The organism is Streptomyces sp. NPDC004752, from assembly GCF_053601275.1.
This window is the reverse complement of record NZ_JBSGBN010000030.1, coordinates 1-17708: the sequence shown is the minus strand read 5'-3', so window position 1 is coordinate 17708 and position 17708 is coordinate 1. Positions and strand designations below refer to the sequence as shown.

The 17708-nt window shown below is 72.7% G+C and carries 12 protein-coding genes; 4 read left to right on the top strand and 8 right to left on the bottom strand.

Annotated elements, in window-relative coordinates:
• The first annotated feature begins 76 nt into the window (after positions 1-76).
• On the top strand, positions 77-1783 hold the full coding sequence (locus ACWEKM_RS15100; protein WP_451621610.1) for a hypothetical protein: 1707 nt from the start codon (positions 77-79) through the stop codon (positions 1781-1783).
• Between the two features lie 147 nt (positions 1784-1930).
• Here ACWEKM_RS15100 and ACWEKM_RS15095 read toward each other — a convergent pair whose 3' ends face one another.
• Complete coding sequence (locus tag ACWEKM_RS15095) at positions 1931-4441, bottom strand: NB-ARC domain-containing protein (RefSeq protein WP_451621609.1); 2511 nt, start codon at positions 4439-4441, stop codon at positions 1931-1933.
• A gap of 293 nt (positions 4442-4734) precedes the next feature.
• On the opposite strand from ACWEKM_RS15095, the gene ACWEKM_RS15090 reads away from it, so the two are divergent.
• Positions 4735-5469, top strand: a complete 735-nt coding sequence (locus ACWEKM_RS15090) for a hypothetical protein (protein WP_451621608.1) — start codon at positions 4735-4737, stop codon at positions 5467-5469.
• Here the strand turns inward: ACWEKM_RS15090 and ACWEKM_RS15085 are convergent.
• From ACWEKM_RS15085 to ACWEKM_RS15070, 4 genes are read right to left on the bottom strand one after another with little or no spacing between them, the layout of a single operon-like run.
• Positions 5420-6670, bottom strand: a complete 1251-nt coding sequence (locus tag ACWEKM_RS15085) for an NAD(P)/FAD-dependent oxidoreductase (RefSeq protein WP_451621607.1) — start codon at positions 6668-6670, stop codon at positions 5420-5422. The two genes, ACWEKM_RS15090 and ACWEKM_RS15085, sit on opposite strands and share 50 nt — an antisense overlap.
• Entirely contained in the window at positions 6667-8103 is a 1437-nt protein-coding gene (locus ACWEKM_RS15080) for an FAD-dependent oxidoreductase (RefSeq protein WP_451621606.1), read from the bottom strand. Before ACWEKM_RS15080 ends, ACWEKM_RS15085 begins: the two co-directional genes overlap by 4 nt.
• Positions 8100-9533, bottom strand: coding sequence for an FGGY family carbohydrate kinase (locus ACWEKM_RS15075; protein WP_451621605.1), 1434 nt, complete (start codon positions 9531-9533; stop codon positions 8100-8102). Before ACWEKM_RS15075 ends, ACWEKM_RS15080 begins: the two co-directional genes overlap by 4 nt.
• Positions 9530-11071, bottom strand: coding sequence for an APC family permease (locus ACWEKM_RS15070; RefSeq protein WP_451621604.1), 1542 nt, complete (start codon positions 11069-11071; stop codon positions 9530-9532). Before ACWEKM_RS15070 ends, ACWEKM_RS15075 begins: the two co-directional genes overlap by 4 nt.
• Before the next feature lie 428 nt (positions 11072-11499).
• On the opposite strand from ACWEKM_RS15070, the gene ACWEKM_RS15065 reads away from it, so the two are divergent.
• Positions 11500-12279, top strand: coding sequence for a DeoR/GlpR family DNA-binding transcription regulator (locus ACWEKM_RS15065; RefSeq protein WP_451621603.1), 780 nt, complete (start codon positions 11500-11502; stop codon positions 12277-12279).
• Between the two features lie 383 nt (positions 12280-12662).
• Positions 12663-13871, top strand: a complete 1209-nt coding sequence (locus ACWEKM_RS15060; RefSeq protein WP_451621602.1) for a HupE/UreJ family protein — start codon at positions 12663-12665, stop codon at positions 13869-13871.
• Between the two features lie 195 nt (positions 13872-14066).
• Here the strand turns inward: ACWEKM_RS15060 and ACWEKM_RS15055 are convergent, their stop codons facing one another.
• The 3 genes from ACWEKM_RS15055 to ACWEKM_RS15045 form a co-directional block, all read right to left on the bottom strand.
• The gene (locus tag ACWEKM_RS15055) at positions 14067-14645 is read right to left on the bottom strand and encodes a type 1 glutamine amidotransferase domain-containing protein (protein ID WP_451621601.1); all 579 of its coding nucleotides are present in this window, start codon (positions 14643-14645) and stop codon (positions 14067-14069) included.
• A gap of 521 nt (positions 14646-15166) precedes the next feature.
• Positions 15167-15547, bottom strand: coding sequence for a WD40 repeat domain-containing protein (locus ACWEKM_RS15050; protein WP_451621600.1), 381 nt, complete (start codon positions 15545-15547; stop codon positions 15167-15169).
• Positions 15548-15554: 7 nt separating this feature from the next.
• A complete protein-coding gene (locus ACWEKM_RS15045) occupies positions 15555-17477 on the bottom strand; it encodes an outer membrane protein assembly factor BamB family protein (protein ID WP_451621599.1) in 1923 nt (640 codons plus the stop codon).
• Between the last annotated feature and the right edge of the window lie 231 nt (positions 17478-17708).

The window sequence follows — 17708 nt, the reverse complement described above, 5'->3', positions numbered from 1 at the left end:
CGCACGGTGAGATGTGCTGAGCCAGCACCGCCGCTAGCCGCGAGCGCTGAACGGCATGGCTGCCCGAGGGAGCGCGGTGTTCGGTAGTTCGCCCCTGCGCGTGCCGGTGGGACATGACGCGTCCCGGTGGAGCACCTTCCAGAGCGAGCGGACGCTCGTGGTCGCCGCACGCACCGTCACATCGACGGTACGGGTCCTGGAGTCGCTGCCCGCCGTGCTGGACGGCGACGGACGCGTGACCGTGGTGTTCGCCTACGACCCCACCTCGGCCTTCAACGCCGGGGTTCTCGACCTTCTCCATCAGGCCGGGTGCCGGGTCATGCCGTGGGAGCAGCTGAAGGAGATCTCCCCCGATCTCATTCTGACGGCGAGCGAGAACATCATGGTGCCGGAGGGCGACTGCCCGGTGCTGGTACTGCCGCACGGCGTGGGCTTCCAGAAACATGTGCCGGATTCCCGCAGCACCGGGGAGCGGCTGTCCGGTGTCGTGCCCGACGCGCTGCTGGAGGCGGGGCGCGCATGGCTGGCCGTGTCGCACCCGGCCCAGGAGGAGCAACTGCTCGCCGCGCACCCCAAGACGGCCGGGCACACCGTGCTCGTGGGTGATCCGTGCCTGGACGAGTTGCTGGTCAGCCGGACGCGGCGCACGGCGTACCGGACGGCCATGGGGCTCACAGCACAGCACCGACTGGTGCTGGTCAGTTCGACGTGGGGGCCCACCTCGCTGCTGGGCCGACACCCGGAGCTGCCCGCTCGCCTGCTGGCGGAGTTGCCGTGGGACGAGTACCGGGTCGCGGCGGTGGCCCACCCCAACGTGTGGGCCGCGCACGGCGCCTGGCAGCTGCGCACCGTGCTGGGGGCCGCCGTGCCCGGCGGGCTGATGCTGGTGCCCCCGGTGCATGCCTGGCGGTCCGCCCTGGTCGCGGCCGATGTGGTGATCGGTGACCACGGGTCGGTCACCCTGTACGGGGCCGCGGCGGGTGTGCCGGTGCTGCTCGGCGCCTTCGGCCGGGACTCGGTGGCGGGAACCGCCGTCGCGGATCTGGCGGCCCGTGCGCCCCGCCTCGACGCGGCGGGCGCGCTGCGCGGCCAGATCGAGGACGCGGTGCGCTCCCACTCGCCGCTCCGATACGCGGAGGTGACGGAGCGGGCCTTCGCCGCGCGCGGGCAGGCCCTGACCAGGCTGCGCGGGGTCGTCTATCGCCTGCTGCGGCTCGCGGAGCCGGAGGCGGCTGCTCCGTCGGTGCGGTCGGTGCCGGTGGCCGATCGTCCGGGCGCCGAGGTCGCCTCCTGGCTGGTGACCACGGCACTGGCGGTCGATGACGGGGAGCCGGTGGTCGCGGTGCGCCGCTTCCCGGCCGCGGTGGGCACCCCGGCGGAGGCCATCGAGACGCCGGTGCGCTTCGCGCATCTGGCGTGCGCGGACGACGAGGGTGACAGCCGACTGGCGGAGAGCGCCTCGGCGGTGTTCCGCCGGCACCCCGCCGACCGCGCGGTCGAGGCGGTGCGCTGGATCCGGGAGACGCTGGCGCGGCTGCCGGGAAGCCTGCTGGCCGCTGCGGCCGTGCGCGGGGGCGGTGCTCTGGTCGGGCTGCGGGACGGCCGGATGGTGGAGGCCATGGTGACGGGACCGCCCGTGGATGCCGGCCTGCCGGCCGCGGTCGTCTACACCTGTCTGCGCGGTGGCGTGGACGTGGACGGCGCGGTGGTGACGATGCGCGTCGGTGACCGGGGGCGCGAGGACGACGTCGCGCTGCGGCTCCGCCCGGTTCATCCCAGGTGAACCGGATCATCCCGGTCCGTTCCGGGCGAACTGGGTCATCTTGGGTGAACCGGGCCCATGCCCCCTCCTCTGTCCCTCCCCCACCGGCCGCTTCGGCCCGTCGACGGGGCCCTCCGGCCGCGGTCCTCGGTCGGCTCGGGTGTCGGCTCAGGTCGCGGTGTCCAGCGCGTTCAGCCTCCGCTGCAGGTCGTCCGCCTCGGGGCTGCCGTTGGCCGTGTGGATGGCGAGGGCGCGGGTGAGCCACCGGCGCACCTCGGCGCTGCGGCCCGTGGGCTGCACGAGGTCGGCCAGCCGGGTGAGGGTCCGGGCCTCGTAGTGGCCGGCCCGCTGCCGGCGCAGTTCACCGGCCGCCTCGCTCAGTGCGGCGACCGCCGCCTCGATGTCCCCCAGGTGGGCGTGGACCGTACCGATGGCGGCCGTCACGCGGGCGGCCATACGCGGATCGGGTTCGCTGCCGGACAGCAGGTCGTCGCGCGCCTGGAGCAGGGTCGCCAGGGCCTGGGCATGGTCTCCTCGGGCGTCCTGGGCGCAGCCGAGGAAGAAGGCCGCGATAGCGGCGCCGCGGGGTTCCTCGGCGCGGCGGTTGAGGTTCAGGGAGCGCTGGTAGGCATCGACCGCCCGGTCCGGTTCGGCCACATCCAGATAGCGGCCGAGGAACTCCTGGACCGATGCCTGAAGGACGAGGTCGGCGGTCACCCCGGCACGGGCGACGGCGGTTTCCAGTTCGGTGTGTGCCGCGGCGTACTCGCCGAGGTCCATCAGCGGCCGGGACAGCAGGCTGCGCAGCCGCGCCTCGGCGGCCGCGGCCTGCTCGACCTGCGCCGCCGTAGTGGCCGATGCCCCGGCGGCGGCGGCCGCGGCGACGCCCAGTTCCAGTGATTCCTTCCATGCGCCGAGGTAGCGGCGGTGCAGGAACAGCACGGTGAATGCCTCGGCCAGCGGCCACCCGAGGTCGTGCAGCCGGTGCCGGGCGGCGTCGCGCAGCACCGCAAGGATCATGGGGCGCTCGGCGTCCAGCCACTCCAGGGGATCGGGTCCGCCGGGCGCGGTGAACGGGTCGACGGCCCCCTCCAGCAGCGGCGCCAGCTGGGCGATGCGCAGCCGGTCGCGTTTCACGGCACGGTCGGCGAACGCGGTCACGGCCAGATAGTGGGTGGTCACCCGGCGCGCCACCGCCGTGTGCTCGGCGCTGGTCTCCTGCTCCGCGGCCTGCTCGCGGGCGTGCAGGCGGACCAGGTCGGGCATGCGGTGGCGGCCGTCGGGCGTGTTCTCCACCAGGTGGGCGGTGGCGAGTACGCGCAACAGCCGCCGCGCGCCCGCGAGATCGGTGCCTGCGGCGGCCGCGGCGACAGCGGCGTCGACGGGACCGGCCGGCAGCAGGCCCAGCAGCCGGTACAGCCGCGCCGCCTCCGGTGCCAGGAGCCGGTAGGACGGCCCGAGTGCGGCGGACATGGAAAGTTCCTCCCCCTCCAGGGACAGCCCGGCGAGCCGGTCGGTCTCGTCGTCCAGTTGCGCGGCCAACGATGCCATGGTCATGCCGTCGTCGTTCATCAGGCGGGCCGCGACGATCCGCAGCGCCACCGGCAGCCCTGAGCACAGCTGGACCAGGCGCGTGGCGGCCTCCAGCTCGCCGTCGACGGCGTGCTGTCCGCACAGGTCGGCCAGGAGCGCAAGTCCGCCGCCGGTGTCGAGCGGTCGTACATCGATCAGCCGGGCGCCGTCCAGGGCGAGTTCGCCCAGACGGCGGTGGCTGGTGACCAGCACCGCGCTGCCGGGCCCCTTGGGGATGAACGGGCGGACCTGCGCGGGCTGGTCGACCCCGTCCAGCAGCACGAGCAGACGTTGTCCCGCGGAGCGGGAGCGCAGCAGGTTGGTCCGTTCCGCCAGCGACGCGGGCATGAACTCGTCGGTGACGTGCAGTCCACGCAGCACCATGGCCATGGCCTCGGAGACATCCCGGCCGGCCGCGTCCCCAGTCGCCGTGTCGCCCTTCAGGGGTGCGAAGTCCACGTAGAGCTGGCCGTCGGGGAAGCGTGCGTGTTCCTTGTGCGCCCACCAGCGGGCCAGTGCGGACTTGCCGATACCGGACAGGCCGTGCACCACGCCGAGCGCCACGGGCTGCCGCGGTCCGTCCTCGGTGGCGCCCAACGCCTCGTCCAGCCGGGCGAGTTCGGCGGAACGGTTGATGAACCGGGCGGTCACCGCGGGCACTTGGTCGGGTTTGATCCGCACGTCGCGCTCGGCGGGGGCTTGGACGTGGAAGGCGACGCCGCCGTAGATGGCGGAGCCCTGGAAGGCGGGGCCGTGATGAGTGCCGCCGGAGATCGAGCTGACCACGGTGGAGGTGCCGGGCGGCGCCAGCTCCGACAGCAGTCGCAGCAGTTCCTCGCCGCGGTCGGGATCGGTGGTGAGGATGTCGAGGATGCGCGTCTGCCATGCGCCGCGCAGCCGGGTCTCGGCCTCGTCGTCATGGCTGGAGCGCGCCGTCGCCAGTGCCTGCTCGGCCCGCCGCAGTTCCTCCTCGGTGGAGTCGGTCGCACCGCGCCGGCCGAGGAGGCGGGCCAGCCGCCTCTTCGCCTGCTCCCATGACTCCGACACCATCAACCCGACCAGAGTCGTTGCCCCCGATGCCGCGAGCGCCGCCAACTCGGCTTCCACCACTCCCCCTTCATCGTGCGGCGCCTCAACAGGCCCGTCAGGCATCCACCGTAAAGAGATCTTGCACGGTTGGACAGCCCGGCACGCGCAAAGCGGTACGGCCGGGGCCGGACGGCCGACGGTGACCCGGTGCCGCGGGCCGGTCATCCGGTGTGCGCCCCGCCCGAGATCGTCATCGGCGCGGCGGAAGTCGTCGACCGTCCATTTCCCGAGGGGATCGACCGAAGCGGGTCCTGCTGTCCGGGTCTGCCGTGGCCCGCGGTTCGTGTCGGGCGTCCTGGACGGGAGCCATCGTGAGCGTGTCAGCCGTGGTCGACGGCCTGGAGGTCATCGCCCGCGAGCGTGCGGGCGCCCGGCCGAATCCACAGGTGGATCCCCAGGTGCGGACCGGGACGACTGGCGCGCCTTCCGTGCCGACCGGATGCCCCCCGCGTACGCCCACCGGGCCCCGCCGCACCCCGCGGGCACTGCCCGGAGGCGATGTGGCCGCATGCGGCTCCGGCGGCTCCGGCGGCTCCGGCGGCTCCGGCGGCTCCGGCGGCTCCGGCGGCTCCGGCGGCTCCGGCGGCTCCGGCGGCTCCGGCGGCCGACCGTACCGCGGCGAGGTGACCTCGACCTGCGCGCTGGCGCGTGTTCCCTTACGGTGGCGACGGCATGGTCGAGGAACTGGTCCCGGACCGCTGCGGCTCCCCGAGCCCCTACGGCTCCTCCTGGGCGTGTGGGCGTGGCTCGCACTGGCCGCCGCCGTCGGCGGGTTCGACGTCGGCATCCGGGGCCTCGGGCCGTCCGAACCGCGGGACGCCGACCGGGCGGCCGGCCAGCCGGACCAGGTGCGCCGCCCCCGGGCCGGTGACCGCCGCCGAGCACCGCCGATCGTGGTGGCGGACCGGAGCGGACAGCAGTGGCGGCGGGGCCCGTCCGGACCCCGCCGCCATCTGTCGCTGTCGCTCCACTCCTCCCGAGCGCGGCCCGATTCCGCTAGCGCAGCCCGATGTGGACCGGGCCGCCGGTGGGTGACACTCCGTTGACCAGGCCGGAGGGTACGCGGAAGACGCGGCCGGGGGCGGCCGGCCAGGTGAGGGTGCGGCGGGCGAGGACCCGCCCGTCCTGACGGACGGTCACCTGCGGGAAGCGGACGAACTCGTCGGTCCACAGCAGCAATCGGCCCCGTGCGGGCGCCGGGTCACCGGGACGGAGGATCTGGGGGGCGACCCAGCGGAACGGGGCGTCGGCGACCAGCCGGACCCCGTCGGCCGGGCGGGGTCGCCCGTCCAGATGGCCGATGACCTGCTCGGCGACATGCCGGCCGTCGAGGGCGGCGACATCGGCGGTGTCGACGGGGTGCAGCACGTTACCCGCGGCGAACACGCCGGGGCGGCTGGTGCGCAGTGCGGTGTCGGTGAGCGGGCCGAGGGTGCCCTCGTCGAGGGTGATGCCGGCCGCGCGGAAGAGTTCGTGGTCGGGGATCCAGTCGCCGGTGAAGACGACGGTGTCGCAGGCGACGGTACGCCGCCGGCCGGTGTCCAGGTGTTCCAGCTCGACGGCCTCGCAGCGGCCCTTGCCGATGATGCGGGTGACACGGCTGCGGGTGGCGACGGGCACCCGCAGCAGGGTGCGGCCGGCCGCGTTGAAGGCGCCGTAGGACTCCGCCTTCGGGTACTGGCTGATCATCAGGGCGGGGGTGCAGCCCGCTTCGCGCAGGGTGATGGCCGCGGACCAGCTGACGAGTTCACCGCCGACGATGACGGCCCGTTCACCGACGGGCTGGTGGTGGAGGTGGACGAGGTTCTGCAGCTGGCCGGTGGTGTAGACGCCGTGCGGGCGGTCGCCGGGGATACGGCGGGCGGTACGCGGGCGTTCACGGGCGCCCGTGGCCAGCAGGATGGACCGCGGTCGGATCCGGTAGCGGCCGTCGGGGCTGGTGACATCGACGGTGTGGTCGTCGGCCCAGCCGGTGACCATGGTGCGGGTGCGGATCTCCGCCCCGGCCCGGGTGGCCTGCCGGACGAGGTGGCGGGCGTAGGCGGGGCCGGTCATCACGCGGTGCAGGTCGCGCAGCCCGTAGCCGGTGTGGTCGCTGTGCCGGGGGATACCGCCGGCGGCCGGTTCCCGGTCGACGACGAGGACGTGGCCGGCGGCCCGGTCGGCGAGTTCGGCGGCGGCGGTCAGTCCGGCGGGTCCGCCGCCGATGACGAGGACGTCGGGTGTGATCAGGGGCGACTCGGTCATCGGTGGTCCTTGTGCTGGCTGGCGCAGCCGTCGTGGGTCTGGTGCTGTGCGTGCAGCGCGGCGACGGCCGCACCGCAGAAGAAGCCCTGGCAGCGGCCGTTCATGGCGCGGGTGCGCCGACGCAGCCCCTCCGGGCTGCGGGCGGGCACCGTGGCGTGGCAGGCGTCGCGGATCTCGCCTTCGGTGACGCGTTCGCAGAAGCAGACGATGGTGCCGTAGGCGGGGTCGCGGGCGATGAGGTCGGCGTCCTGGTAGGGGCGGGTGAATGCCTCGCCGATGTTCGGCATCTGCGGGGGGTCGGGCAGCTCGCTCCGGGTGCGCAGGGTCAGCCCGGCCTCTTCGAGGAGGGTGCGGGCGTGTTCGGCGATGGCGATGCCGGCGGTCAGGCCGGTGGAGCGGATGCCGCCGACGAGGAGGTACCGCTGCTCGGGGGTGGCCTCGATGAGGTAGTCGGGGTGGTCGATCGCGGCACGCAGGCCCGCGTAGCTGGCGGTGACCTCCTCGGCCAGCAGCCGCGGCATGAGGCGTTCGCCCTTGCTGAGCAGGAAGTCGAAGCCGTCTTCGGAGGTGCCGGTGGCGGTGCGGTCGGTGAGGTCTTCGGCGGTCGGGCCCAGCATGACGTTGCCGTAGATGGTCGGGGAGATCAGGACGCCCTTGCCGCGGGAGGTCGGCACCGGCAGGACGATCTTGTCGACCATGGGGCGGGTGAGCTTGTCGAAGACGAACAGCTCGCCCCGGCGGGGCGTGACGGTGAAACGGTCGTAACCGTAGAGCCGGTCGATGTGGTCGGCGCCCAGACCGGCGGCGTTGACGACCCAGCGGGCCCGCACATCGCCGGCCGAGGTGTGCAGGACGGTCGTCTCGTCGTCATGGTCGACGCCGGTCACCGCGTGGTCGAGCAGGATCGTGGTGCCGCGCTGCCGGGCATCGGTGGCCAGGGCGAGGTTGGTGGTCCAGGTGCAGATGATGGATTCGTCGGGGACGGTCAGTCCGCCGAGCGCGCCCTCACCGAGGTCGGGAATCGCACGGTAGACCTCGTCGGCGTCGACGATGCGGCAGTGCTCGTAGCCGTTCGCCTCGGCCTTCTCCTTCAGGGCGGGCAGCGCGGCGAGTTCCTCGTCGTTCCAGGCCACCAGGACGGCGCCGGTGTGCTCGACGGGGATGCCGGTGGCCTTGGCGTAGGCGCTCAGCAGGTGGTAGCCGCGCGCGACCAGCCGGGATTCGAGAGTGCCGGGTTTGGCGTCGAAACCGGTGTGCAGGATCGCCGTGTTGGCCTTGCTCGTTCCGTCGCCCACGTCGTCACGGGCTTCGAGCAGTGCGACGGAGACGTCGCAGCCGGACAGCTCGCGTGCGATCGCCGCGCCGACGATGCCTCCGCCGATCACCGCGACGTCGAAGACGCCGTCGTGGGGACGGTGGGGGATGGCGGTCATGAGTGATCTCCCTTGGCGGCACAGCCCGTTGCGGCCTGGGCCCATGTGGTGCGGAACTCCTCGGCCCGGTCGGCGGACCAGCGGGGTTCGTAGACGGTGGTGGGCCGCCAGTCGCCGACGGCCTCCTTGAGGGTGAGTGTGGGGTCGAGGGCGCAGCGGGCCAGGGCCGCCGCGCCCAGCGGGGTGGCGTGCGCGTGGGGGTAGATGTCGACGGGGATCTGGGCGATGTCGGCCTGGGCCTGCATCAGGGCGGCCGAGTTGGTCAGTCCACCGTCCGCGCGCAGCCGGGTCAGGGGCCGGCCCAGGTCGTCGGCGACCAGGGTGCCCAGCGCGGCGACCTGCGCGGCGATGCCCTGGAGCACGGCCAGGACGAGATGTTCGCGGCGGGTGGCCAGCGTCATGCCGGTGAAGGTCGCGGTGGCCTGCGGTGCCCACCAGGGGGCGGCGAGGCCGGCGAAGGCGGGCACGCACAGGACGCCTTCCGCGTCTTCTGCGACCAGTGAGTCCAGGCTGGTGGCGTCCTCGACGAGGCCGAGGTCCTGCAGCCAGCGCACCGCGGAGGCGACGGTGTAGACCTGTCCGTCCACGCAGTACGGGGTCTGTCCGGCCGCCTGCCAGGCCACCGATGTGGTCAGGCCCGCGGTGGAACGCACCGGGTTCAGGCCGGTGTTGGCGAGCAGGAACGCGCCGGTGCCGTAGGTGCACTTGGCGGTGCCCGGTTCCAGACAGCCCTCGGCGACCAGGGCGGCCTGCTGGTCGACGACCAGTCCGGCCACCGGGACCCGCGGGCCGAAGGCGTCGGTGGTGCCGACGATCTCGTCGCAGGCGGCGATGCGTGGCAGCCGCTCCGCGCCGAGCCCGAACAGGTCGGCGAGCTGCGGGTCCCAGGTCGCGGTGTCCAGGTCGAGGAGGAGCGAGCGGCTCGCGGTGGTGGCGTCGGTGACGAACTCGCCGGTGAGCCGGTGCACCAGCCAGGTGTCGGTGGTCGTCACCACTCCGTCGCGGGTGAGGTTGCGGCGCAGCCAGGCCATCTTGGGCGCGGAGAAGTACGGGTCGAGGACGAGGCCGGTGCGCCGGGCGATGTCCGTGGCGTGGTCGGCGAGTTCTTCGCAGATGCCTTCGGCGCGCCGGTCCTGCCACACGATCGCCTGGGTCAGGGGTGTTCCGGTGGCCGGGTCCCAGGCGAGGACGGTCTCCCCCTGGTTGGCCAGGGCCACGCAGTCGATCGGGCGGCCGGCCTCCCGCACGGCGCGGCGGCCGGCGTCGAGGACGGAGTCGAGGAGTTCCTGCGGGTCCTGTTCGACGCCGCCGCCCGGCAGGTAGCGGGGGCGGATGGTCTCCTCGGCGATGGCGACGGTGCCCTGCGCGTCGTCGACGACGATGGCCTTCGTACCCGAGGTGCCCTGGTCGATGGCGAGGATCGCGGTCATCGTGCGTCCTTTCCGGCCGTGGCGGCGGCGGGCTTCGGCTCGGTGTCGGCGGTGTCGAGTGCCCGGTCGACGTCGGCCATGTCGGGCATGGTCAGGCCGTCGCGTCCGCGCCGGACGAGCAGACCGGCGAAGTAGACGGCGCCGATCGCGAACAGGACCAGTACATAGGTCCAGGGGGCGCGGAAGGAGGCGTCGCGGAAGATCAGCAGCTCGTACACCAGCCAGACGGCGGCGACGACGAGGACCGGGATCTCCCAGCGGCCCAGGGAGAACCCCTGCGAGGCGGGCAGCGAGCGCCGCTTGATCGCGTACATGGCGACGGTGCCGGCGTAGATGAGGGCGGGCAGCAGGGTGCCGGCGGAGAACAGCTGGAACAGCGCGTCGGTGGAGCGGGAGAAGACCGCGAGGATGATCTGGGCGATCAGCATCATGAACACGGAGGCGTTCAGCGGGGTCGCCGTGCGCCGGTCGATCCGCTTCAGCAGCTGCCAGCCGGGGAACCGCTCGTCGCGTGACATCGCGTACACCAGGCGGGTGCCGCTCAGGGTGATCACCAGACCGCAGGAGAAGATCGAGACGACGACCAGGACCAGCAGGATCTTGCCGACCACCGAGCCCAGCACGGCGGTGATCACGGTGGCCACCGGTGTCGCCGAGGCCCCGACCCCGTCGATCCGGCCGGCCGCGGCGGTGACCGCGACGAGGAACAGGAAGCCCAGTACACCCAGGGAGATCACGGCCTGGACCATCGCCTTGGGAATGACCCGGGCCGGGTCCTTGGTCTCCTCGGCGAGGTTGGCGGCCGACTCGAATCCGACGATGGTGAACGCGCCCAGCAGGAAGGCGAGAGCGAAGGGCCCGGCGTGGGTGCCGCCGCCCAGCCCGTAGTAGCCGTTCTCCGGGATGGTCCCGGTGTCGAAGAGGTGGGCGAAGTCCAGCTTGCCGGTGGCGGCGCCCACCGCGAACAGCAGCACGGTCAGCGCGATCATCCCGACGAGTTGCACGGTCACGGCCGTGTTGTTGACCCGGTGGGTGACGCGCGTGGACGCGGCGACCAGGATGGACTGGAGCAGGACCACACCGGCCGTGATGACCCAGGCGTTCTGTGTGGTGCCGACGTAGCGGAACAGCTCCGGGAGAATGGTGGAGGCGATCGTGTAGTCCACGGCGATCAGGACCACGCCCAGGAAGGCGAACGAGATCCAGCCCATGATCCAGCCCCATACCGGGCCCACGATGCGCGACACCCACTGGTACGAGTAGCCGCTGATCGGGATGCGGGCCGCGAGGGCGCCGAAGACGAGGGCGATGGACAGCTGGCCGATCACGGAGATCGGCCAGGCCCAGATGCCGCGCGGGCCGGAGCTGGCGAGCACCGAGCCGTAGGTGGTGAAGATGCCGGTGGCGATGGAGACGAAGCCGAAGGCTACGGAGAACGAGGCGTACCAGCCGAGTTCTCGTGCCATGTGCTGCGTGGACTCACCGGCGCCTGGGCCGTCTGTTCTCGATCCCTTGGGACCTGTGTCTGTGTCTGCCATGACTCGTTTCCCTGCTCAAGAGTGCCCCGCGGTGGATGCGAGAGCCAGTGGACGTGGCGAACCGAACACTGTCGGCTTGCGGGCGGGCCCCGGGAGCGGGGTCTGCTGGGGACCTGTCTGCTGTGGGTGCGGCCGGCCGCAATGGTGCGCGTGGCCGTGGCCGTGGCGGTCGATCTCCCACGGTCGGCCCGACCTCGCCATGACCGTTCCTGTGGGTTATTGACTGCAAGGTACTGGAAGTGTGGACCTTTGCCCGTCCGACGTCAAGGGTTGGAATCCACGTAACCGTGACGACCAGGAGGTGGCCACGGGGTGCGGGAGGTAGCCGCGAGGTGGCCAGCCGGATACGGGGGGCGGGGACCATGGACCGGACCGTAGAATGCGGTCAGGGATCCACAGAAACGGTCACACGTCCAGGGAGGTGGGTCGTGCTCGCCGCCGAGCGCCACCGCAGAATCGTCTCCGAGATCGCCCGGCTCAAGTTCGTCACCACCGACGACCTGACCACACTGCTGGGCGTCTCCCACGAAACGGTCCGCAGGGACCTCGCGCTGTTGGAGCGGCGCGGTGAACTCTCCCGGGTGCACGGTGGTGCCACCAGCCCACAGGCCCCCGTCGGCGAGGAGGCGTCCTTCAGCGAGCGCAGCGGAACCCTGGGCGCCGAGAAGGAGGCCATCGGCCGGGCGGCGGCGGCGCTCATCGAGCCGAACCAGATCGTCGTGATCGACGTCGGCACCACCGCGCTGGAAGTGGCCCGCGCCCTGCCCGCCGACCACGCCGGGGTCATCGCCACCCCCTCCCTGCTCGTGGCCGCGGAGGTGAGCACCCGCCCCCGGGTCGAGGTCCTGGTCAGCGGCGGCCGGCTGCGGCCCGGCGACCTCGCCTGCTCCAACGCCCAGGCCGTGGAGTTCTTCGGCAATCTGCGCGCGGACGCCGTCTTCCTGGGGTCCGGTGGCGTCGCCCCCTACGGGCTCACCGACTTCCACCTGGACGAAGTCGCCACCAAGCGGGCCATGCTCGCGGGCGCCTCGCACCGCTATGTGCTGGCCGACGCGAGCAAGTTCGGCCGCACCGCCGCGCACCGCGTGTGCGAACTGAGCGACTTCGACACCCTGATCACCGACGAGCCGTGCCCGGCCGAACTGCGCACCGCCCTGAGCCGGGCCGACACCACCGTCATCGTGGCGAAGACGCCGTCCGCCGCCTGACGGAGACCGCGTGACCTGCTCCCAGGTCCGCCACGAGGAGGCGGTGCGGCCGATCCTCCGGTTTCCCGACGGCCGGGGACCGCGCGCGGCACGGCACCGGCTTCCGTCGGCTCCGCGCCGAGCGGCTGCCGCAGTAGGTGCGGACCGGCGCACGCGCTTCCAGGAGAGCGGGGATCGCTGGATCCGGCCGAGCACATGCGGCCGACCGGCGGTCCGCTCAACCACCGCGCGGGGGTGTACGACCTCGACGCACGGACGGGCACAGGACGGCGGTCAGGACGGCGGTCTGGGCTTGTCGAAAGGTTGTTCTTCATGATTCGCCACCGGGGCGCAACGAGTTCACCCACGACGTGGAGCGTGCACGGGCAACCTGAAGGAGCCACATGCCACGACACCTCCGTCGCGCCGTCATCGGGGTCATCGGGGTCATCGCGACGGTGACCGCCCTGCTGGGCGCCGTACAGCCGGCGCTCGCCCACGGTTTCACCTCCACCGTGTACGTCCATGTCGGCGTCGGCGACGAGGGCCGTATCCGGACGACGCTGGAACTTGAGTACGACCTCCTCGTCGTCTCGGCCGCCGACGCCGAGCGGGACGATCCCCTCTTCCGGTCGGGAACCGCCGCGTTCGAGGCCGGTGACACCAAGGAGCAGACCGCGGCGCTCCACACCCATGCCCGATCGGTGGTCGGCTATGTCACCCGACGTTTCTCGGTCGGCGCGGGCAGCCGGACCTGCGCCCCTTCCCAGCGGGGCGAGTTCGCGATACGCCAGCAGGAAGGGGTGCCGTACGCCCGTATGACGCTGGACTGGGCCTGCCCCGCAAAGGGCGGCGATCCCGTGGTACGCAGCGGGCTGTTCCCCGACGGTGAAGGCTATGTCCGCGACACCAAGACGATCATCACGTATGACCTCGGCGGGCGTTCGGGCAGCGCCGCGCTCGACGCCGCACATCCGTCCTTCTCGCTCGGTCAGTCCTGGTACGAACGGTTCTGGGAGTTCTTCCGCCTCGGTGCGGAGCATCTGCTGGGCGGCATCGACCACATCCTGTTCCTGCTGGCGCTGATCGCCGGGTCGCGGCGGCTGCGTGAGATCGTGCTGGCGGCCACCAGCTTCACCCTGGCCCACTCGGTGACGTTCCTGCTCGCCGCGCTCGGTGTGGTCGATGTGCCGGAACGGGTCGTGGAGCCCGTCATCGCGCTGTCCATCGCCGTGGTGGCCGGCTGGCATCTGTGGCGGATGGGACGACGCCGGGGCCGCGCCGCGGAGATCGAGGCCGTCGCGGACGGGCGCCTGGGGCTGGACCGCGCGGGCTGGGTCCGGCTCGCCGTCGTGTTCGGTTTCGGACTCGTGCACGGTCTCGGTTTCGCGGGCGCGCTCGGCATCCACGAGGCGTGGTCGTGGACCCTGCTGTGGTCCCTGCTGGTGTTCAACGTCGGCATCGAAGCGGTGCAGTTGGCGATCATCGCCATGGTGTTCCCGCTGCTGGCCGTGGTGCGCGGGCGGGCTCCGGTGGCCGGGCTCTGGCTGACCGGCGCGGTCTCGACGGGGGTGGCCGTGACGGGGCTGGTGTGGTTCGTACAGCGGGTGTAGGGCGGCCGAGAGCGGGTCCGGGCCGAGCGCCACGGATCCGACCGCCCGCCGCTCCCCCGCCCGGCGCAAGCAGCGCGAGGACGCCGGGTGCGGGACGCCGTCGAGCAGGCGCTCGGCGAGCAGGCCCCGCGCGAGCAGGAGACCCCGGTCGGCTGAACCGGCGCGCCGAATCCGGCGGCGGGGGCACGGGGTGCGTCAGTGTTCCACGGTCGGATCCCAGGCCGGCCGGATGGCCTTGGCGAATTCGTCGATGACCGTGTTGCAGAACGCGGGCAGGTCCTTGGGGCTACGGCTGGAGATGAGCCGCCCGTCGACGACGACCTCCTCGTCGAGGACCTCGGCGCCGGCGTTGCGCAGGTCGGTGCGGATGCTGGGCCAGGAGGTGACGCGCCGCCCGCGCAGCACGTCCGCCTCGGCGAGGGTCCACGGGCCGTGGCAGATCGTGGCAACCGGTTTGCCGCTCTCCATGAACGCCTTGACGAAAGCCACGGCGGCGGGGTCCATGCGCAGCTGGTCGGGGTTCATGGTGCCGCCGGGCAGGACCAGCGCGTCGTAGTCAGCTACGGAGGCGTCGGCGACCTTCCGGTCGACCGTGAACGTACCCGCGGGATCGATGTCCCTCTGACGTGCGCTGATCTCGCCGTCGTGGAGGGAGAGCAACTCGGTGTCGGCCCCGACGCCGTGCAGGGCGCCGCGGGGCTGTTCGAGTTCGACGCGCTCGACCCCGTCGGCGGCGAGGAAGGCGACCTTGTGGCCGCGGAGTTCGTCGGTCATGTTCGGCTCCTTGCAGAACGCGGCGGCCCGGAAGGAGGGTCACACCGCTGCGGCTGTCGGTCGCGGCGATGTCCACCGGGATGCCGACGGGCCGCTCGGCACACGTCCCGGGCACGTTCCTCACCACGCCCCCGGGCCCCGTTCTGTGCGGGGTATCCCGCCGCACGAGAAACATGCACGAACGGCGGCAAAAACGTCGCGGACCGTGCCTCACACAAGGCACGGTCCGCCCGGCAGTACGGACTTAGAACTCCGAACAGATTGGGAGTCCGATCAGCGTGCGGCGTCTGGTGCGTGCGATCGCAAGGCGCCGGAAGGCCCTCGTAGCAGAGCTACTAGGGCGTTTCGGCAACGCCGCGTGGGGGCACCTCCCGGCCGAAGGCTGGGGGAGTGCGTGCCAGGCATCGCACGCCGGGCGCCCATTCTGTTCGGAGCTCTTAGGGCAAGTACGCGCCCGCGCCCCGGCGGGCTGACATGCGGCGACCCGCCCCACTCCGGTTCCCACCACACAAGCACCGGCTCTACCACGGGTTCCCACCACACAAGCACCGGCCCCACCACAGGTTCCCACCACACGGGCGCCCGCCCCACCACAGATCCCCACCACACAGGCACCTGCCCCCGGGGAAGGCGGCTAGGGAACGCACCCCGTACGGGACGGGCAGGGGCGGGCCAGCCTCGCGCAGCGCGGCCAGGTCCCAGACCCGTACCGAGTCCTCGCCGCCGCTGACGGCCAGGGCGCGGCCGCCCAGGGTCGTGACCGCGAGGGCCGAGACGCGGCGACGGTGGCCGCGCAGGGCGTCACAGAGCGGGCGGCCGGTCGTGAGGTCCCAGACGTGCAGCGAGGCGTCGTAGTCGGCGCTGGTGACGGCCAAGAGGCGGCCGTCGACCACGGCCGTCACGGCGCCGTCAGACCGGCAGCCGCCGGTGCCCGCGGCGGGGGCCGCGGCCGGTGTCGGCATCCAGGGCCAGCACGGTGCCCTGGTCGGTGCCGACGTAGACGATGCCGTCGGCGAGTACCGGAGCCGTTCCGGAGCCGTCCAGCGTGTGCCGCCACCGCACCGCGCCGTCCGCCAGTGCGACCTTGACCAGCTTCCGCCCCGCCTTGGTGGTGACGAGCCAGGCCGAGGCACCGCTGATCGCGACGGACGAGGCGCCGTAGGCGCTGGGCAGATGCCATACCGGCGTGCCGGATTCGACCCGGCAGGCGTAGGCGCCACCGTGGCTGTCGCCCACGAGGACCAGACCGCCGGAGACGGACGGAGTGCCGTCGATCACGCCGGCCGCCTGGCTGCCCCAGCGGTGCTCGCCGGTGGCCGCGTCGTAGGCGTGGAGTTCGGCCCGTCCGGTACCGACGTAGAGCGTGCCGTCGACGACGCTCGGCGTGCCGCACGTCAACTGGGTGTCATCGCCGGCCCGGTGCCACAGCCGCTCTCCGCTCGCCGCGTCGAACGCGGTCAACGCCCCTTTCGCGCCGTGCACATGGACCCGACCGTCCGCCACCGCAGGACCGGACCCCGAGCCGTCGGGCAGCGGGCACTCCCAGCGCGGCTCGCCCGTGGCCGCGTCCAGCGCCCGCAGCCTGCTCGCGTCGCGCAGCAGATGGGCCGGGTGGTGGACCAGGTACACCAGGCCGCCGTCGACCACCGGGGCGGCCGAGTGCCCGACCTGCCGCTGCCAGCGTTCCTGCCCGTCGTCCGCGCCGATCGCGTGGAGGATGCCGTCCTCGCCGAGGACGAACACCTGCCCGTCGGCGACCGCGGGAGCGCGCAGCAGCGGGGTTCGGGCCGCGAAGCGCCAGCGCGACTCGCCCGTCGCCGCGTCCAGCGTGTAACAGTGGCCGTCGGCGCAGTTGACCAGGACGGTGTCCGCGCAGACGACGGGTTCGGCGCGGACGGCCCCGCCCAGGGCTACGCTCCAGGGCTCGAAGCCGGACGGCGGCCGGCCTTCGGGGAAGACACCGGTGTGCGCCGCGTTCCCGCGGAACATGCCGGAGGCGGTGGAGACGGGGGCGCTGGAGGTGGGGGCGGTGCCGGGTGGGTCCTGCCGCGGCGGTGCGGCGGCCTGCCGGACGGACGGCGCCAAGGCACAGTCGCGGACGCCGTCCTCCGGGCCCGGGTCGCGGACGTCATCCTCCGGGCCCGGGTCGAGGAGATCGTCCTCCGGGCGCGGGTCGAGGACGCCGTCCTTCGAGCGCGGGTCGAGGAGGTCCGCGAGGCGGATCAGTGACCGCAGTTGCTCCAACAGGTCCGCGCCGTCGTCCGTGAGCGGGTGCGTCGCGGGCGGCCGCACATGGCACAGGTGTCCGCCGTCCACCCGCCACTCCAGCCAGGCCCGGTCGTCCGCGAACTCCCGTACGGCGGGCGTCAGTAGCCGCGCGGCGGCCTCGGGGTCCGCCGTCTCCACGACGTGGGTCCGGTCGTAGGCCGGGTCGCCGATCTCGTACAGATGGCGGTCGGGGCGGTCCCGGACGAGTTGTTTCAGCAGCGGGACCATGGTGTCGACGCCCAGTCCGTGCCGGGAGACGGCGGTCAGCGGCAGGGGCGCGGACAGCTCCACCAGGCACACGGTGAGCACGGTGGACTGCGGCGACCGCGACCACATGGACGTGGACCGGCCGCCGTGCACGCAGTCGAAGACGGTGACCCGGCGGCCGTCCAGCGTGCCGCTGACCGCGCACCGGGCCGCCCACTCCCCCGAGCCCGCACCGGTGACCGCGCCGCGCCAGCGTTCCAGCAGTTCGGGACGGTCGTCCTCGTACGTCCATCCTTGTCGCTGCGCCAACTGCCGCCTGTCCTCGCCCCGTCGGCGCATCTCCGTCCGTCCCGCCATGCCCACCCCGTCCTCTCCGAAGGCCACTGTGTATCACGAAGCATGTTCAGGTTCCGGTTCCCGGTTTCCGCATCGGCCGAAGTGGTCCGCCGGTGCGACGGTGGGGTATGGTTGATCTTGGGCGCGGCGGTCAACACCGCTTCGCCGGTGGTGCGTTGGTAGTCCAAGGAAAGACGTCCCGCTTCCTGCGGGGAGATGCAGGTGCAAGGCCTGCCCAGCGCTCGGATCAGG